This window comes from Pseudorhizobium tarimense, from assembly GCF_022968135.1.
GTDB classification, from domain to species: Bacteria; Pseudomonadota; Alphaproteobacteria; order Rhizobiales; family Rhizobiaceae; genus Neorhizobium; species Neorhizobium tarimense.
Map to the genome: position 1 here is coordinate 25,892 of NZ_JALJRA010000029.1, position 17,528 is coordinate 43,419.

The 17,528-nt window shown below is 58.7% G+C and carries 17 protein-coding genes and 1 pseudogene; 4 read left to right on the forward strand and 14 right to left on the reverse strand.

Annotation, left to right across the window (positions count from 1 at the left end; all coding sequences use genetic code 11):
- Window positions 1-29: 29 nt before the first annotated feature.
- The 12 genes from MUU54_RS23025 to MUU54_RS23080 form a co-directional block, all read right to left on the reverse strand.
- Complete coding sequence (locus MUU54_RS23025; protein WP_247246288.1) at window positions 30-1,016, reverse strand: Bug family tripartite tricarboxylate transporter substrate binding protein; 987 nt, start codon at window positions 1,014-1,016, stop codon at window positions 30-32.
- Between the two features lie 152 nt (window positions 1,017-1,168).
- A complete protein-coding gene (locus tag MUU54_RS23030) occupies window positions 1,169-2,008 on the reverse strand; it encodes an alpha/beta fold hydrolase (RefSeq protein WP_247246289.1) in 840 nt (279 codons plus the stop codon).
- A gap of 10 nt (window positions 2,009-2,018) precedes the next feature.
- Window positions 2,019-3,185 (reverse strand): FAD-dependent monooxygenase, encoded by a 1,167-nt coding sequence (locus tag MUU54_RS23035; protein ID WP_281433447.1) that lies wholly within the window; start codon window positions 3,183-3,185, stop codon window positions 2,019-2,021.
- 265 nt (window positions 3,186-3,450) lie between these two features.
- Complete coding sequence (locus MUU54_RS23040) at window positions 3,451-4,380, reverse strand: LysR family transcriptional regulator (protein ID WP_247246291.1); 930 nt, start codon at window positions 4,378-4,380, stop codon at window positions 3,451-3,453.
- A 353-nt stretch (window positions 4,381-4,733) separates the two neighbouring features.
- Window positions 4,734-5,156, reverse strand: coding sequence for a type II toxin-antitoxin system VapC family toxin (locus MUU54_RS23045; RefSeq protein WP_247246292.1), 423 nt, complete (start codon window positions 5,154-5,156; stop codon window positions 4,734-4,736).
- A complete protein-coding gene (locus tag MUU54_RS23050; RefSeq protein WP_247246293.1) occupies window positions 5,153-5,407 on the reverse strand; it encodes a type II toxin-antitoxin system Phd/YefM family antitoxin in 255 nt (84 codons plus the stop codon). The genes MUU54_RS23045 and MUU54_RS23050 overlap by 4 nt, the downstream gene beginning before the upstream one ends.
- A gap of 452 nt (window positions 5,408-5,859) precedes the next feature.
- Complete coding sequence (locus MUU54_RS23055; RefSeq protein WP_247246294.1) at window positions 5,860-6,693, reverse strand: sulfite exporter TauE/SafE family protein; 834 nt, start codon at window positions 6,691-6,693, stop codon at window positions 5,860-5,862.
- Between the two features lie 113 nt (window positions 6,694-6,806).
- Window positions 6,807-7,514, reverse strand: a complete 708-nt coding sequence (locus MUU54_RS23060) for a fumarylacetoacetate hydrolase family protein (RefSeq protein ID WP_247246295.1) — start codon at window positions 7,512-7,514, stop codon at window positions 6,807-6,809.
- Window positions 7,514-8,266 carry an ABC transporter permease gene (locus MUU54_RS23065; protein WP_247246296.1) on the reverse strand — a complete coding sequence of 251 codons (753 nt, stop codon included), beginning with the start codon at window positions 8,264-8,266 and terminating at the stop codon, window positions 7,514-7,516. The genes MUU54_RS23060 and MUU54_RS23065 overlap by 1 nt, the downstream gene beginning before the upstream one ends.
- 6 nt (window positions 8,267-8,272) lie before the next feature.
- Window positions 8,273-9,079, reverse strand: coding sequence for an ABC transporter ATP-binding protein (locus tag MUU54_RS23070; RefSeq protein WP_247246297.1), 807 nt, complete (start codon window positions 9,077-9,079; stop codon window positions 8,273-8,275).
- Between the two features lies 1 nt (window position 9,080).
- The gene (locus MUU54_RS23075) at window positions 9,081-9,920 is read right to left on the reverse strand and encodes an ABC transporter permease (protein ID WP_247246298.1); all 840 of its coding nucleotides are present in this window, start codon (window positions 9,918-9,920) and stop codon (window positions 9,081-9,083) included.
- 7 nt (window positions 9,921-9,927) lie between these two features.
- Window positions 9,928-10,917, reverse strand: a complete 990-nt coding sequence (locus MUU54_RS23080) for an ABC transporter substrate-binding protein (protein WP_247246299.1) — start codon at window positions 10,915-10,917, stop codon at window positions 9,928-9,930.
- Between the two features lie 241 nt (window positions 10,918-11,158).
- Here MUU54_RS23080 and MUU54_RS23085 point away from each other — a divergent pair, with 241 nt between their 5' ends.
- From MUU54_RS23085 to MUU54_RS23100, 4 genes and pseudogenes are all read left to right on the forward strand, one after another.
- Complete coding sequence (locus MUU54_RS23085; protein ID WP_247246302.1) at window positions 11,159-11,833, forward strand: FadR/GntR family transcriptional regulator; 675 nt, start codon at window positions 11,159-11,161, stop codon at window positions 11,831-11,833.
- A gap of 40 nt (window positions 11,834-11,873) precedes the next feature.
- Window positions 11,874-13,097: an NADP-dependent isocitrate dehydrogenase gene (locus MUU54_RS23090; RefSeq protein WP_247246300.1), complete on the forward strand. Its 1,224-nt coding sequence runs from the start codon at window positions 11,874-11,876 to the stop codon at window positions 13,095-13,097.
- Between the two features lie 847 nt (window positions 13,098-13,944).
- A pseudogene (locus MUU54_RS25225) lies at window positions 13,945-14,351 on the forward strand (IS110 family transposase); the annotation flags it as partial.
- 87 nt (window positions 14,352-14,438) lie between these two features.
- Window positions 14,439-16,781, forward strand: coding sequence for a methyl-accepting chemotaxis protein (locus MUU54_RS23100; RefSeq protein WP_247246301.1), 2,343 nt, complete (start codon window positions 14,439-14,441; stop codon window positions 16,779-16,781).
- Between the two features lie 185 nt (window positions 16,782-16,966).
- On the opposite strand, the gene MUU54_RS25140 is transcribed toward MUU54_RS23100, so the two are convergent.
- Entirely contained in the window at window positions 16,967-17,191 is a 225-nt protein-coding gene (locus MUU54_RS25140; RefSeq protein ID WP_376742258.1) for a chemotaxis protein CheW, read from the reverse strand.
- A 232-nt stretch (window positions 17,192-17,423) separates the two neighbouring features.
- Window positions 17,424-17,528: TIGR02186 family protein (locus MUU54_RS23110; protein ID WP_247246303.1), on the reverse strand; the 105-nt coding region annotated here is incomplete at its 5' end.

Sequence of the window (17,528 nt, forward strand, 5' to 3'; positions counted from 1 at the left end):
TGCGCCTTTCGTTCCTGCCGGATCCGAGGCTACTTTTTCAGGAGGCCGAGTTCCATCAGAACCGGCCGCACCGCCTCAGAATCCGCAATCACACGGGCAAGCATGTCTTTGGAATCGAGATAGGCCGGGTTGAAGAAGAATTCCTTCATCCGCTCCTTGAATGCGTCAGAGCCGACCACCTCGGCAACAGCGGCGGAAAGCCTATCCACCACTTCCGGCGGTACACCGGCAGGCGCAACGATACCGAACCATTGCGAGTTGACATAATCGAACCCCTGCTCGCGATAGGTGGGGACGTCTGGCATAAACGGCCAACGTTCTTCCGCGGCAAGGCCAAGCACCCGGATGTCGCTTTCGCCAGATTCCGAGAAGAGTGCCGGGAAGTTCGAGCCGCCGCCTGTCAGGAAATGGACCTCGCCCGACAGGAGCTTGACGAGCCCGTCCTGATTGGAATCGGAGTTGACGAAGGTGGCAGTAACCCCCTGCTGGGCAAGGAACGCCGCCATGGCTAGATGCGGCCCCGATGCGATGCCCGATCCTGAATAGGTCAGCCGCTCGGTCTTCAGCGCTTCGACCAGGTCCGCCAGCGTCTTGTACGGGGAATCGGCCCGCACCGCCACGCCCGAGGGGATTTCCACCAGTCGGGCGATCATCGTCAGGCTGTTCAGATCATATCCCGTATCCGACATCATCGGCCGGGCACCCAGCGTAGAGTCCGAGCCGATGGCGACTGAGTAGCCGTCCGGTCGGGCCATGGCAAGGTTGGCAAGACCGATCGCACCGCCCGCGCCAGGCTGGTTCACAATGACGACCGGCTCTCCCAGCGCCGCTTCTAGCGGTTGCGCCATCAAGCGGGCGACCTGATCCGTAGCTCCGCCTTGGGAGAACGGCACGATCATCTGGACCGGCTTCGTCGGATAATCCTGTGCGACGGCTTGGGTCGGTCCCGTCACGCCCGCGAGCGCCAGTGCGGCGCACGTGCCAAAGGCACCCACAATTCTACGAAAAGTCAGCATATGCTCCTCCTTCCTGAGCTATTCGTTCCAGTTGCGCCCAGACAGGCGTTCTGTCAGTTCCTCCGCGCCGACTTGGGCAGGCAGGCGGCCCGCTATGTGCCGCCTGCCTCGTTGATGCCCGGGCCCTGTCGCGACCCGGAAAGATCTGCACCCTACCTTCGCCGTCGATCAGGCGCGGGCGCAACGAGCGATGCGACATCCAGTAGCGCTGTCGCCACGGCATCGGGGCATTCCACCAAGGTCAGGTGTCGCGCACCGGGCAGAACAGCAAGTGTGGCCCCAGGAATGCGGCGTACCAGATCCTCGGAGGCTGAGACCGGCGTTGCATAATCCTCTTCGCCGACAATGACGTTGGTCGGCACGGTGACATGCTCAAGTCCCTCCCGCAGGTCGGCGTTTCCGAGCATGCCACAGGATGCTGCATAGCAAGCAAGGTCATTCGCAACGAAAATCTCGGTGACGTTGGCGACGATCCCTGGATTGGCCGCGCGCCAGGCATCACTGAACCAGCGGGTCGCTTGGAAGCCGCTCATTGCCGCGAGGCCTTCGGTGCGGGCCTTGTCGGCACGCTCGCCCCAATTCCTTGGCGCTTCCGGCCCGTACCACGCCGTGGTATCGACGAGAACCAGCCCAGCCAGCCGGCGCGGGGCAGCCAAGGCAAGCGCCTGCGCCACGCAGCCGCCCATCGAGCAGCCGGCCACGATCGCATCTTCCCAGCCGAGATGATCGAGGAGCGCCTCCATGTCGCTGCCGAACTGCTGCACACTGTAAGGCCCCGGCGCCTTGCCTGACTGTCCGTGACCCCGGCAATCCGGCGCGACGACATCGAACCCCTTTTCGGCCAGCCGCTCCGCCACCGGAGCCCAAAGGCTGCCATCCAGCGCCAGCGGATGTATGAGCAGCGCCTGACCGGCAGCTTGGCCGGTGCCCCAGCGGCGGTAGGCGAGTTGCAGACCGTCTGGCAAAACGGTTTTTGAAATACTGTCTGGCATCGGCCTGCCCCTAGCCAACCGAAGCCGTGGCATGGGAAGCGTCGGCCACAGCCAGCGGAACGTTCCATGCGTCGTAGCCGTAGAGCCAGCTCGGATCATCGTTGCCGCCCGACATCCAGGTATTGGCGCTGGAGATGGCCTGAATTCGCGAAGTTCTAGGCTTCCGGTTTGCCTCATAGTCGCGGAATGCGCGGTCCAAATCTTCGCCGTCGGTTGCTTCGACGCAGCGGGCGAGAACTGCGGCATCCTCAATCGATGTCGCGGCGCCCTGCGCCATATAAGGTGTCATTGGGTGGCAGGCATCGCCCAACAGCACCACACGCCCGTCACTCCAATGAGGCAAGGGTTCCCGCTCGAGGATCGCCCATTTGTGGCAGTCGGGGCAGGCATCCAGCACCATTTGCACCTCGGGGTGGAAGCCTTCATAGGCGGCTCGCAGCTCTTTCACATCGCCCTTGGACGACCAGGATTCAGCAGTCACCCAGTCGGCCGGCTCGGGAACGCTGGTAACGAAATACAGATGGCTGCGATCTGGCGTGGTGTAGTAGATGACGATATGACGGTCGATGCCCCACCACTTCGTTCGCGAGGGCGCGATCTCGCCGGGCATCCGGCTGGCCTCGAACACCGCACGATAGGCGATGCGTCCCTTGTGCAGCGGTGCGTCCTTGCCCACGATGATCGAACGGACAAGCGAATGCACGCCGTCGGCACCGACGACAGCGTCGTGGGTCGCCCTCGTGCCGTCGGCAAAACTCACATCGACCTGGCTGCCGTCATGGTCCAGACCGGTGAGCTTCTTGTTCAGCTTTATCACCTCCGGCGGAAGCGCAGAACACAGCGCCTCGTGAAGATCTGCACGGTGCATGCACAGGAACGGCGCACCGTAGAGATCTTCCGGCATGGGCAATTCGCGCTTGACCTCGCCCGTGTCCCAGACGCGATTGAGGTGTGAATAGGGCTCGAACGAGACATTGCGCAGCCTATCTAGGATGCCCATGCCGCGCAGAACGCGCGACGAGTTGGGCAACATCTGGATCCCTGCTCCGACTCGAAGGAACTGCGGCGCCTGTTCATACACCGTAACGTCGATGCCAACCTTGCGCAGGGTGATGGCGGCGGCCAGCCCGCCCATTCCCGCGCCAATGATTGCGATAGATGGTTTCTTTTTTGTCATGAGACACCCCGGTAATCTGTGATCTTGCTCCGACCGTATCGGGGCCGCAAATGTATGTAAAATATTTTTATTATCTGAGTTTAGTACCTTATAAGTTTTAGCAAGGCTTCGGAAAAATCTACACAAGATGGGAGATATCCCTGCTTGTGAACTACTTTTCTGGGAGGCCGAAACGGCAGCGGAACACCTCCTACGCACTGCTCGTGATACCACCGCAACGTACACGTAAATGCTGCGACGCAGCGTTCGGCAAGGCTTCCGGCAATCAGATGGATGGGCTCTCCGACGCCGTCCACTCATCGCTTGCGATCAAGCACGTCATCTCGACAAACCTGCGCACCAATTGCAGCCGCTCTTCGCCGCGATAGGCAATGTAGAGTGGCAGGGGCGGGAGGACGTCTCCGGACAGGGGCCGATAGACCACGCGCCCCGGATGGAGGATCGTCATGGAGACGGGAACGATGCTGACGCCTCGCCCGGCAGCCACCAGGTTGATCGCCGCAATCATTCGCGTAACTTCGTCAATGATCTCGGTGCCAATGCCGGAATCGTGGAGCTGGCGCAGGATGCCTTCAAAAATGCCATACCCCTCTGGGCGTCGGTAGACGACAAGGCGTTCACCTGCCAGGCGATGAATGTCGAGCGGCCCGTCGCCCTCCTGCGCGAACGGATGCTGCACTGGCATTGCGAGAACCATGCCTTCCTTGGCAAGAACCCTGCTGGCCAAATCGCCGGGTCCCTTGGTCGCGACGTGGGAAAAGGAAACGTCGATTCGCCCCGATTGCAGCGCAAGGGCCAGCTCGTAGGTCTCACTTTCCTCGACGGCGATGCCAACACCGGGATAGGTCTGGCGGAACCGCCCCAGTACATGCGGCGTCAGGCTATGCAGCGATGCGGAACTGGTGAAGCCTACCCGTAGCGTGCCGGTCTCACCCTGGTCGAAACGCTGAACGTGCTCGATCGCCTTCTGCGCCCGCGCCAGAACCTCCCGCGCTTCTTTGAGAAAAACCATGCCTGTCGCATTGAGCGTGATCCGCTTGGGCGCCCTGTCAAAAAGCTGAACGCCCAGCTCGGCCTCAAGCAACCGCAACTGCTGGCCCAGCGGGGGCTGCTGAATGTTCAGCCGCTCGGCCGCGCGGGTAATGCTGCCCTCTTCTGCAACGGCAACGAAATATCGCAGATGCCTGAGCTCCATCGCTTCACCGTTCGCTGAGTAATATTGGTGTCTCCCAGTTCTATTCGGAGGCCAAAATGAAAGGTTCTATACGAAGGCATTTGCTTGATAGCAACAAGTCGAGCCGCGGCACTTTGAGATCAGGCGCCCGTCCCCCTAAGCGGGAAGGGCAAATCAATGTCGCGCCTTCGGGATTTCTCAACTCATGGCCAGGTGCCTGCCCTACCGCAGCAGCCGATTACAAGTTTGGCTGTGAGGAGGCGCTTGCAAACAACGCCTCTGTCTCGTCAAAAGCTGGGATGCTGCGAAGAACTGAACTACGTTTTCCTGTAGAGTTCGCAAAGACGATTTCGAGGCGCCGTGCGCGCCTTTAATCAGGCACGCCATGGGTCCACGAGGATAACGCCGGTGCCCTGGAAATCTTGAATGTTGCGTGTAACGACCACAAGCCCGTGCACGACCGCCGTGGCAGCGATGGTTGCATCAGCTTCGTTGCGGCGATCCGGAATATGCAAGTGGGCACATCGCGTCGCAATCGCTTCATCGATAGCAATGATGCGCTGAGCGAACTCCGGGCGTACTCGGCTATCCATCCAGGCTCGTAAGCGAGCGCCCTGCTCAATGTCACGCCGCTGGATGCTGAGTATCCCGCGCTCAAGTTCTAGAATTGTTATGGCAGAGATATACAGATCGCGGGAATCCTGCGCGCTTAACCAAGCCGTCACATTCGGATCAGCTTTACCGTCACCAACCTTACGGAGCTCGGAGACAACGTTTGTGTCGAGCAGATATTTCAAGACAGATCAACTTCGCGAGTTGCAATAACCGATCGAGGCGGATCGAAATCGATATTCGACAATCCAGGCATGGAAAGCGCATCGACAAGATTGTGACGCTTACCTGTCAGACGCTCAAACTCACCGTACGTCATCAACACGTGCGAAGGTCTACCTCGATCAGTGATAACGACAGGTCCCGCTTCAGCAGCTTTTTTTGCTCTGCCAACATCATGATTCAATTCGCGGCTGGTCAAGCTGATAGTGGCCATATACGCCTCCGTGTAGCAACATACCTACATATAGCGCCTTCACCCTCCCTGCGCAATGCCCTCCTGGCACGGCGTAGCTGCCCAGGCTTTTACGCCTTGGGCGGAATCGCGGAAGGTTCTCAGCTTTGCTCCGCCGGAACACGCCGAAGGTGAGCCGTGTAAAACATACAGAGGATGACAAAATCGCGCGACGACTTCCTGTGTTACAGGCTCGAGTTGGCCCGCTTCACGCATTATTAACGGCCCGCCTCTAATTCCGCACGCCCTCGGCTTGAGGTCCCGAGAAGAGACGGAACGCACACATGCCCAAAGAAGAGTTTGGGAGGCAGCAGCTTAGCTGTTGCGTTTATCGCCTATTCAGATCCAGACAGAAGCGGAAAGTCTCCGCGTCCGTCTGGACGATACCGGTTGTCTCCGCCTTGAAGGGATGTGAACCTATGGCGCCCTGCAAATCAGAACAGAAAGTGGTAGCTGTCGAATAGCATCTTGGTGGATGTGATGGTGAGGAAGACGCCAAAGAGGATGCGAAGAGTGCGTGGCTCAATGGAGTGCGCAGTGCGGGCACCAAGTGGAGCAAACCACATACTCGTGACGACGATCGCGATCATCCCTCCGAGGTTCACATAGCCCAGAGAGAAGGCCGGCAAGCCAGTTTTGCCCCAGCCATTGATGATGTAGCCAGCAGTCCCAGGCACGGCGATGATCAGCCCAATTACCGACGCGGTGCCGACGGCGCATCTGACAGGGTAGCTGAAGATGCTCAACGTAGGGACTGTCAGGGTACCGCCACCGATACCCATAAGTGTGGAGATCGTTCCAATGGCTGTCGCCATGCCCGCCTGACCTGGACGCCCAGGCAGTCCTTTCACCGGATGCCACCCCTCACGCGTGAACAGCATGTAGAGCGCGACGAATGCGGCAACCAAGCCGAAGATCCCCGTAAGTACTGATCCTGATGCATATGATGCAACCACAACACCGCAGAGAACGCCGAGCGCAACGAACGGTCCCCATAGCTTCAACAGCTCGGTGTCGACTGCCCCCTTGGCCTTGTGTGCGCGGATGGACTGGACTGATGTGGGGATGATGGTCGCGAGTGATGTCCCGACCGCGATATGGGCTCGTAACGCAACATCGACGTCAAAGGAAGCGAGCACGTGGTACAGAACTGGCACGACGACGATTCCTCCGCCGACGCCCAAGAGCCCGGCCAGAAAGCCAGACACACAGCCCACCGATCCCAGAACGAGCGCAAACGAGGTCAACAGCATGATCGATGCAGGCATGGCGAGTCCCGGTGATAAGTGATGGAGGTGCCGGAATGGGCGCAGGTTGCGGACAGGGCACGAGACACGCCCTGTCCGGTTATCAATGGCGCTGTGCGCCCAATCGTCTCGGATCAGCTCACCCGGAATCTGATTTCGCCGACGCCGGCTATATAGCCTACCATCTCATCGCCTTTCACGACAGCGCCAACTCCGGCCGGTGTTCCTGCAAAGATCAGGTCGCCCGCCTTCAGTTCAAACAAGCGCGACAGGTATGCGATCATTTCCGGCACCTTCCAGATCATCTGGTTAAGGTCGCCGCTCTGGCGCGTCTCTCCGTTGATCTTGAGCCAAACTTCCCCTTCCGCCGGGTGCCCCACTTCACTGACAGGATGCAGAGGTCCGCATGGAGCCGATGCTTCGAATGCCTTGCCGGTTTCCCAAGGGCGCCCGAGCTTCTTGGCTTCCGCCTGAAGATCGCGGCGCGTCATATCGAGGCCAACGGCATAGCCATAGACATGGTCTAGAGCGCTCTCTACCGGAATGTTAATGCCGCCCTTGCTCAGCGCCACGACCAGTTCGACTTCGTGGTGAACGTCCTTGGTTTCTGCCGGGTAAGGGAAGTCCTGGCCAAGCGGAACGATCGTGTCGGGGTTCTTCTGGAAGAAGAAGGGCGGCTCCTTGTTTGGGTCATGGCCCATTTCGATCGCATGATCCGCAAAATTGCGCCCGACGCAATAGATGCGGTGGATCGGGAACAGTGCATCGCTTCCGGCCACTGCCAGTGTCGGTACCGGCGCCGGCTTGATGACGTAGTTCTTGAGTTGGGGCATTTCGTTCATTATCGCGCTCCTGCGTAGTATTCTATGCGTTTTTCAAAGTGCTCCACCCCGGCTGACAACAGCATGGCTGCCACGAAGAGAAGCATGGTGAGGGCCCAGAAACGCTCCATGTCGAAGCTTCTGGAATAGAGTTCAAAAAGCTCTCCATAGCCGATGATGGAGACCAGGATCTGCCCAATGACGACCCCTTTCACTCCCCGGATAAGGCCTATCCGTATGCCGGCCAGTATTTCCGGCAACGCGGAGAGTAGGATGATCTTGCTGAAGATCGTCCAGCGCGACGCGCCGTAGCTGCGTCCCATTTCGACGAGCGATGTCGGCACCTGCATGACGCCTGCCCGCGCATCCAGGACGATGATCCAGACCGCAAACAGGAAGACGGTGACGATCACGGTCGTCTCGCCCATGCCGAACAGGATCATCAGGATAGGCACCAGTGCAGACAAGGGCGCACTGACGAACATATTCACCCAGAGGCCGAAGATGTTGTCGATGACCTTTACCCGCCCCATGAGAACTCCGAGCGGCACGCCGACGACGATGGCAAGCGACATCCCGTAGAGAAAGGAGCGCAGCGTTATCATCGAAGCGTCTTGCCAGGAGCCAGTCTGCACGAGGTCGAAGCCAGCGCTTACGATCGACGTGATCGGCGGGATGAGGAACATGACGTCAAGCTGTCCGACGATCTCCCAGACAAGCAACCAGAACACCAGCGACGCCATCATGGGAATGCGTGTACCGAATAAGGTCATGACGCACTACTCCGCATACTGCCGCAGCCCCTGCCAGATCTCCTCGACCACGTCGAGGTAACCGGCATCGCGGCGAATGTCGTCAGGAGAAGCGGACCGGTCAATCATCGGATCTATGATCTGGGAAACCCGGCCCGGGCGTGGAGACAGAAGGACGATCCGGTCCGATACATAGACCGCCTCCTCGATCGAGTGCGTCACGAAGATGAACGTTTTCTTCTCGAGCTCGACCAGCCGCAGCAGATCCTCCTGGAACTTGCGGCGGTTCTGCTCATCAACGGCCGAGAACGGCTCGTCCAATAGAAGAACGTCGGCATTCACGGCGAAGGCACGGGCAATGCCCACACGCTGGCGCATGCCGCCGGATAGTTCATGCGGGTACTTCTGCTCGAAGCCCGCAAGTCCCACCTGCTCGATATAGCGGCGGGCCGTCCGGTCCCGCTCCGCTGCGGGCATACCTTTCAATTCGAGGCCGAAGCCGACATTGCGGAGTACCGTCGCCCAAGGCATCAGCGCGAAGTCTTGGAAGACGAAGGCGCGTTCCGGTCCCGGTCCGGTGACGGCACGTCCGTTGACGCGGATTTCCCCAGAGGTCGCAGGCACGAGACCTGCGATGATCTTCAGGAGCGTCGTCTTTCCGCACCCCGAGGGGCCCAGGAGCGTCGTCAGCTTTCCGCGCTCGAATTCAAGGTTGATCCCGCGCAAAGCCTCCACGTCGCCGTAGTTCTTAAAGATGTCGCGCACCTGGACGACTGCATCGTTGCCGGTGGCGAACTTTAAGTTGTCGCCACGTGCCAAAGCAGAATTGGCCATGTCACTTTCTCCTCTTTTCAGGACGCAGCAGGTGCGCTTCGACATATTGCAGACCCGCGAGCGTCAGTGTTGACACGGCGATGATCGAGGCGACTGCAGCGTACATGTGCGCGTAGTTGGCAACCGAGCGGTGATAGGTGATGAGGTCGCCGATGCCGGTTGGCGTGATCAGCAGTTCAGCCAGCATGACCCCAATGAAGCCCGCGGCGATGCCGAGGCGCAGGCCAGCGAACAGGACCGGAGACGCGTCGGGGATGATGATCTTGAAGATCTGCTGCATGCGCGATCCCTGGAAGGAGCGGCACATGTCCACCAGCGACGGGTTGACGTGTCGCACCGCCTTGTAAGAGTTCAGCACGATCACGGGCAGCGCCAACATGATGACCGCAAGCGTCTTGGCAGTTAGGCCAATGCCATAGACGAACGTCACCAGCGGCACCAGCGCAGCCATCGGGGCGGCCTGCAGAACAATGAAGACAGGCGCAAGCAGCCACTCCGCCTTGTCGGAAAGCCCCATCGCGACGCCGAGGCCAATCCCGACGGCGGCGGAGATCACGACACCGAGCACCAAGGGCTGCAACGTCAGGAAGTAGGCGTTGTGCATGCTCCCGTCTGCCACCAACTCGCCGAAGGCAGAGACGGTTTCGAGGAAGGTCGGAAAGGCAAAGCTGATTGGGATTCGTCCGGCAATCTCCCATGCAACGAAGAGAACTAGGAGGGAGACGACGATCCAGAAGGACCGTCTCTCGTCGGCGAAGGTTCGGATCGCCTCAAGGACGGTGGGTGGAGCCTCTTTCGAGGCTCCGATCCCATTGTCGAGCTTGGCAGGAGACACGGACATCTGCATCTTACTTTGTACCGATGCGTGAGGTCACGTTGTTAAGGGCCGTCAGATCCCAGAAGTCCTCGACCTTGAGATCCTTTGCCTCGCCTTCGAGCGCGCCGGAGATCGTGTAGAAATCGAAGTCGTCCCGGGCAGCATCTTCTCCGCCGCCGTTGAGCGGCATGTTAGGCGCAGCTTCGATGAAGTAAGGTTCGATGTCGGCGACCATTTCAGGCGTGACGTCCGGAAGGAGCCCGTACTTTTCCTTCATAGCCAGGACCGACTTGGGATCTGCAGCCACCTCGCGCCATGTGGTCAGGATTGCCTCAATGAGGATCTCGACATCCTTCGTATTGGCGGAAAGATAATCCGTGTTGGCGAAGAGAGCTTCATCGGTCGCAGCAACTTCACCTAGCGGTAAGAAGGCGAACTTGCCGGGTGCCTTGTCTTCCAGGATGCGCTTTCCGGACGAGTCCACGATCGTCGCCTTCACATTTCCCTGTAACAGTGCGCCTGTGCGCACTTCCGCGCCCGGGACGTAAGCGATGCTGGAATAGCTAATGCCGTTCTTGTCTGCCATCAACTGCATAATGGCTTCGGTACCGGAACCGCGGGAATGCACGGCGATCTCCTGACCGTCGAGATCTTTCCATTCCTTATAGAACTCGGTATTGACGACCGGATAGAACTGCAGCTTGCTCAACTGCATAAAGATACGGATCGGTGCCTTTACCTTCTGTAGTAGAGCGTAAGGAGCGCCAACACCGATATCAGCCTGTCCACTGACCACTGCTTGGGCCGCGATATCTTCGCTCTTCAGGTAGGTGATCTGGACGTCTACTCCCTTTTCCTTGGCCCGCTCGAACGCCGCAAGGAGATGAAGCGATTCCACCGTAGCGATGTCGCCGAAGGCAACACGCATCGGATCTGCCCAAGCTAAACCTGGGACAGCGACAGCAAAGCAGATGGCGGCGGCAGAGACCGACGCCCGGATCTTCCTGGCAAACATATTCATAATTTCCTCCCGTTATTGGGTACTCCCCATAACCCAATTAGTAACCAATCATCTATTAAACGCATTCTCTGTCAACCAATTTCTTCCCTAAATCTCCGCCGCATCGGCATATAAGACCTTGAAGGTCGCGACAACCTCCCCAAAAACGACCAGAAATCAGTCTGTTGCCAAGTCGGCCCGACCTGTTGACAGTGCGCAACTCACTAGCTATTGCTTAAACCAATTCAATATTGGTGTGCCTATGGATCAAAATATGGAAATGGATGTGCTGGCGAAGCTGAAGGGCTTTCTTGCCAGCGCAGAACTACCAGACGACGGGCGGCTACCCCCTGAACGGGAGTTGGCTCAATCGCTCGATGTTGGCCGCGCGGTGCTGCGCAAGGCGCTTGCAACCCTGCAGGCGGAAGGCACAGTTTGGCGGCATGTCGGAAAAGGAACCTTCGTTGGCGACCGGCCGATCGACACCTTCGCGGATATCAATGCCATGGTCCAGCGTACTAATCCGCTGGAGGTCATGGGAGCACGCATTGCATTTGAGCCGGAGGTGACGCGCTGCGCCGCCCTCAATGCGACCGGCGCCCAGATCGCGGAGATCCGCAATTGCATGATCAAAGCACAGCAGGCACCGACATGGCGGCAATATGAGCAGTGGGACAACCGTCTGCACCGCACGATTGGCGAGGCCTCTCAGAACTCGCTGCTTCTGGGGCTCCTTGACACGCTGAACGCCGTACGCCGTGCAGTCACCTGGGGAAGGTTGCGTCAGACGCCTGTTCGCCCACCCGCGGACCATCATAGCTTTGCAGAACACGAACAGATCGTCGAAGCGATTGCGGACCGCGATGGCGCAGCTGCGGCCGACGCCATGCGGCGTCACCTTCGCAGCGTCGAAAGCCATATGCGCGACATGCGCTAAACAGCAGGCGGCTAACGGCCGTCACCATTGGGAGGAACATATGCATAAAATCAAGGTCGCTAATCCGGTCGTCGAACTCGATGGTGATGAGATGACTCGTATCATCTGGCAGTTCATCAAGGACAAGCTAATCCACCCCTATCTGGACATCGATCTCAAATATTACGATCTGAGTATCCAGAAGCGCGATGAGACAGACGATCAGATCACAATCGACGCCGCACACGCGATCAAGAAGTATGGGGTCGGTGTCAAATGCGCGACAATCACCGCAGACGAAGGTCGCGTTGAGGAGTTTGCGCTCAAGAAGATGTGGAAGAGCCCGAACGGGACGATCCGTAACATCCTCGGCGGCGTCATCTTCCGTGAGCCGATCATCTGCAAGAACGTGCCGCGGCTCGTACCCGGCTGGACCCAGCCGATCATCGTCGGCCGCCACGCCTTCGGCGATCAATACCGCGCAACCGACTTCAAGTTCCCTGGCAAGGGCAAGCTGACGATGAAATTTGTTGGTGACGATGGCCAGGTCATCGAGCACGAGGTCTACAGCGCACCGGCTGCCGGCGTTGCACTCGGCATGTACAACCTCGACGAATCAATCACAGATTTTGCCCGCGCCTCGCTCAATTACGGGCTGCAGCGCAAGGTGCCTGTCTATCTTTCGACAAAGAACACGATTCTCAAGATCTATGATGGCCGGTTCAAGGATATCTTCCAGACTATCTACGACGAGGAGTTCGCAGAGCGTTTCAAGGAGGCTGGCATCTGGTACGAGCACCGACTGATCGACGACATGGTCGCCTCTGCACTTAAATGGCCCGGGGGCTATGTCTGGGCCTGCAAGAATTACGACGGCGACGTTCAGTCCGATACTGTAGCTCAGGGTTTTGGTTCACTGGGGCTGATGACCTCCGTTCTTATGACGCCAGACGGTAAGACTGTTGAAGCGGAGGCTGCGCATGGCACGGTAACGCGCCACTACCGGCAGCACCAGAAAGGACAGGAGACGTCAACCAACGCGATCGCCTCGATCTTCGCTTGGACGCGTGGGCTCGCTCACCGGGCAAAGCTGGACGAAAATGCTGATCTCGCAAACTTCGCGTCTGCTCTCGAGCGAGTCTGCATTGAGACCGTAGAATCAGGTCACATGACGAAGGACCTGGCGCTTCTCATCGGCCCAGATCAACCCTGGCTCACAACTAACGGCTTCCTGGAGAAGATCGACAAGAACCTGCGGGCGACCTTCCTCCGCGCGGCCGCATGAATTGGCTGAAACGGTAGGAATAACATAGGCCCAGACCGACCAGTCAGCGTGCTGCTTCCTACGCATCAATAACTGAAGCAGCATGCCGATTGGCGACCGCGATCGTTCGCCGTCATGTCAGGCCTTGATGGATTAGGACCGGCGATCTGCATTCCTATCATGCGGTTGAAGGGATTCAGACCAAAAACCTCGCTCTTGGAAGAGCTAGCGCGTTGCCGGAACCTCCTTCGGCGGGGAGGCCCTATCTCAGGCTTCGGCCTCGGCCGGTTCTTCCAGAAGTCCGTCAAAGACTTCCATCAGCGCGTTGGTGATCGCCTGCCAAGGTGTTGCCGGCGAACCGCCCATCATCCTCGGTACCATCGCGCGCTGCCCTGCAAGTTCGAAGCCATGTTTTTACTGACGATCCGCTTGGCAGCTTCGATTGCGCACAGACCGAAGTCGCCGCGATAGATGAGGGCTCGCCATACAAATGACTTTGCGGAATACCAAGCGGATGAAGACCGTGGCGGTACTTATCACCGTTATGATCGTTCCGGGCTAGAGGATTGAAAACTGTCGTTGGAGCATCGTGCAAATGCCGGCACCGATCCTGACGACCGGTGCCTGATGAGCGCAGGAAGCGGGATGCCGCTAATGGCTGGATGGGAAGCGTCTGCTCCTTGTGCACAGGCTTTGTGACGCGACCGCGGAGGCAATTTCTGTTTCTAGTGAGGTACTACTGTGGTGTTTACGACCCGTAGGTGGAGGAATTGTGCCGCAGCCTCCGCCTTGAGATCCCATCAGGGGGTGAGTAGCGGCCTGCACCGTGGCAGAGTGAGGTCGCTAGAAAACTCTCTGGAGGCCAATCATGCCGATAACAGCAGATCAAACTCAAGCGCAGACCACTACCCCCATCGATCTTGGCGCAATATTCGTCTCGTTGGAATTGAGTAATCGACGTGGCTGGTGACAGCTTTGTCACCTGGCAGCGAGAAGATGTCCCGCCACACGGCTACTGGAGGGGACATTGCTGGCTTGTTCGCATGCTTCGCAGCGCTTCGTCAGAAAGCCACTCGGCGAAAGAACATACTTTACCCACTGGTAGTGATCCAAGAGGCCGGGCTGGATGGCTTCTAGCTGGGGCGAGTGCTTAGCAAAGAAGCTTGGATCGAGAGCCACATTGGAGAAGCCGCATCAATTGACATGCCGCGCCGGCATCGCCGGGCGAAGACCGAGCTTCAGCCGGGATTCTCATGGGAACGGGCCAGATTGGCTGATAGGCCAAGCTAAATGAGTCTTTAGCAAATTCCTGATCGAATACATGCAGCGCTTTTAGAGAATGACGCGCATCAGGGGGACAAGATGCTTTTCAAATCGGCAACTAGCAAAAATATCTTCGCAATCGCGGCATCTGGATTATTGGCCACAGTTACAGCGTCTGGAGTCCTGTTTTACCTGACCTATCAGAACATCAAGGAAAACAGTCTAAACGAGATGCGGCAGATCGCAAGATCAGCGGCACTTGGCCAGGAAAGGGCCATGAGCGAGGCCTATGGTATCGTGGATGGCCTTGCCACAACCTTATCTACATTGAAGGAGAGCGGTCAGCCCAGCCGGACACAAGCCGACTTGATCCTTCATAACTTGGTGCGCGACAATCCCCTTGCGCTTGGAGTGTGGACTGGGTGGGAGCCAAATGCTTTTGATGGCAATGATGCGGAGTTCACCAATGCAATCGGCCATGACCGCAGTGGCCGTTACGTCCCCTATATGGTGCGAAATGGTGGCAAGATCGAACACTCTCCGCTCATAGACTACTCCATTGTTGGCGCAGGCGATTATTACCAGCGTCCTTTCCGTGAAAAGAAACCTGTCATCGTTGAACCCTACCTCTATCCAGTCGGCGGTCAAAACGTCCTGATGACCTCTGTCGGGAAGCCTATCATCATCAGTGGAGAGGTCGTGGGAGTCGCTGGACTGGATCTCTCGCTTGACGCAACGAATCAGGCAATCTCAGCTGTTCGACCCATGGGTGAGGGACGCCTTAGCCTTATCACTTCTGAAGGCGCCATCATCAGTCATCCACGATCCGACCTGATTGGGAAGAACATCAAGGACGCTGGCGCATCCACAGCCGGCTGGCAGGCGTTGATAACAAATCCCGGAAGCGTCTCAACAATCGCGGATGAATCCGGTGCGGAAACGCTCGCAGTTGCCAATCCGGTCGCCCTGATAGGCGGACAGAACTGGCATGCCGTCGTAACAGTGCCAACGTCTACCGTTTTCGCCAAACTCCATCAGATGGCATGGGTTGCCCTCTGGATCATCTGCGCTGCGTGCGCCACGCTTGCCGTCTTCGGCTGGATGATCGCAAGGCGATTTGTTAGGCGTATCGACAATGTCATCCAAGAGACGACTCTCATCGCAGCCGGGAACCTAGACGTCGATATCAAGGAGCGTGAGAGCCGCGACGAAATAGGAAACTTGTCCCGTTCGCTTGGCATTCTGCTTGAGAACAACCGGAAGAAGGTCGAGCTAGAGAAGAGCGCTGAGGAGCAGCGCTCGCAGTCGGAAGAACAGCGCCACCGCACGGCAGAGCAGGAGCGCGTGCGCGCCGAAGCCATGGCACAGGCAACCGCGGGCTTGGCCGAGGGCCTGAAGCAGCTTTCCGCCGGCAACCTCGGCGTCCAGCTGACGCAGTCCTTTGCCGAGGAATTCGAAGGCCTGCGCGAGGACTTCAACCGCTCCGTCATGCAGCTTCGCGAAACCATGACAGCGGTGGCGGAATCCACCAGTTCCATCGACAGCGGCTCGCGCGAGATCAGCCAGAGCGCCGAGGACCTGTCGAAGCGCACCGAACAGCAGGCCGCCTCGCTGGAAGAGACCGCCGCAGCACTCGACCAGATCACCACCAATGTCGCCAATTCTTCCAAGCGGGCGGAAGAGGCCCGCACGGTGGCCATCCAGGCGAACGAGAGTGCGCGCCAGTCAGGGGCGGTCGTTGCCAATGCGGTCGATGCCATGGGCAAGATCGAGCAGTCGTCGAACCAGATCTCCTCGATCATCGGCGTGATCGACGACATCGCCTTTCAGACCAACCTCTTGGCCCTCAATGCCGGTGTGGAAGCCGCCCGCGCAGGCGAGGCCGGCAAGGGCTTTGCGGTCGTTGCCCAGGAGGTGCGCGAGCTCGCCCAACGGTCGGCGACCGCTGCCAAAGAGATCAAGGACCTGATCCGCAACTCTTCCGTCGAGGTGGAGAACGGCGTCCATCTCGTCAGCCAGACGGGCGAGGCCTTGAAGACGATCGAGACCTATATCGTCTCGATCAACCAGCACATGGATGCAATCGCCACCTCCGCGCGCGAACAGTCGGTCGGCCTGTCGGAGGTGAACACCGCCGTCAACCAAATGGACCAGGTGACGCAGCAGAATGCGGCGATGGTGGAAGAAGCCAATGCGGCCGGTGCGACGCTCGCGAACGAGGCCAGCCGACTGCGCGGCCTGATCGGCCAGTTCCAGCTCGGCGGCGCGGCCTCCTACCAGCCGGCATCGCAGCGGGCCCAGGCTCCGGTCCCCCGGGCAGGCGCCAAGTCGGCCCCGGTCGCCTCGCCCACCCGCAGCATGATGGGCAAGATCGCCAATGCCTTCTCCAGCAAGGGTTCTGCTGCCGTCGCGGCCAGCAACAAAAGCTGGGAAGAGTTCTGATCTTCACTATGGAAAACTGTCGTTGAAGGCCGGGTCCTGTGCCCGAAGCCGGAGCCCGAGAATTCGCGAATGCAGCAGCCTCGCCACCAGCAAGAGTAGGCGCGCCGGTCGACGTAACCAGACGCTCCTCGCCATCCACGACCCAGAATGGCCAGGTCTGCGGCAGCCCACCGGCGAAGAGAAGATCAGTGACGATAGCGGGACGAATAACCGTGGACAGAACGGCGCATCCCAAGCTTATGTGCGAGGTCGCGGAGGTTAATCACTCCGATCACTTCCGGAGGTGAGTGCGGCAGGGGCGTAGCAGGACCCCATCCGCGAATTTCGCGGATGGTTGGCCATTCCTGCGCGCCGTGGAGGCCCCGAAGATTACTGCTCCTTGCGCCCGTTATCTGACCACTCCTGCGCAATTAAGGACGCGGAATGCCCTGCGTAGGTAAATGCGCACCAACTCGTAGAATACGTTCGAAAGCAATCTCAGCAGTGTCTGCAGGTGCGGAGCTGCATTCATATGTTGAGCGCGCATGACGATCTACCTCTCTCTGCAACATCCTGAATCTGGCTTTCTCTCCTTGCTTACCGCGCCCATAGCTGCTCTCCTCAACCACCATTCTTTGTTCGCATGGTAGACCTGCTGGCAGCTTAGTCCTTACGGAAGATTATGCTAGCTCCCCAGCCGGTGAACAGGGCCATCAGCACGCAGCCCATGCCGTAGAGAACGGGCCGGTTATGCGCCGCATCCGTGAT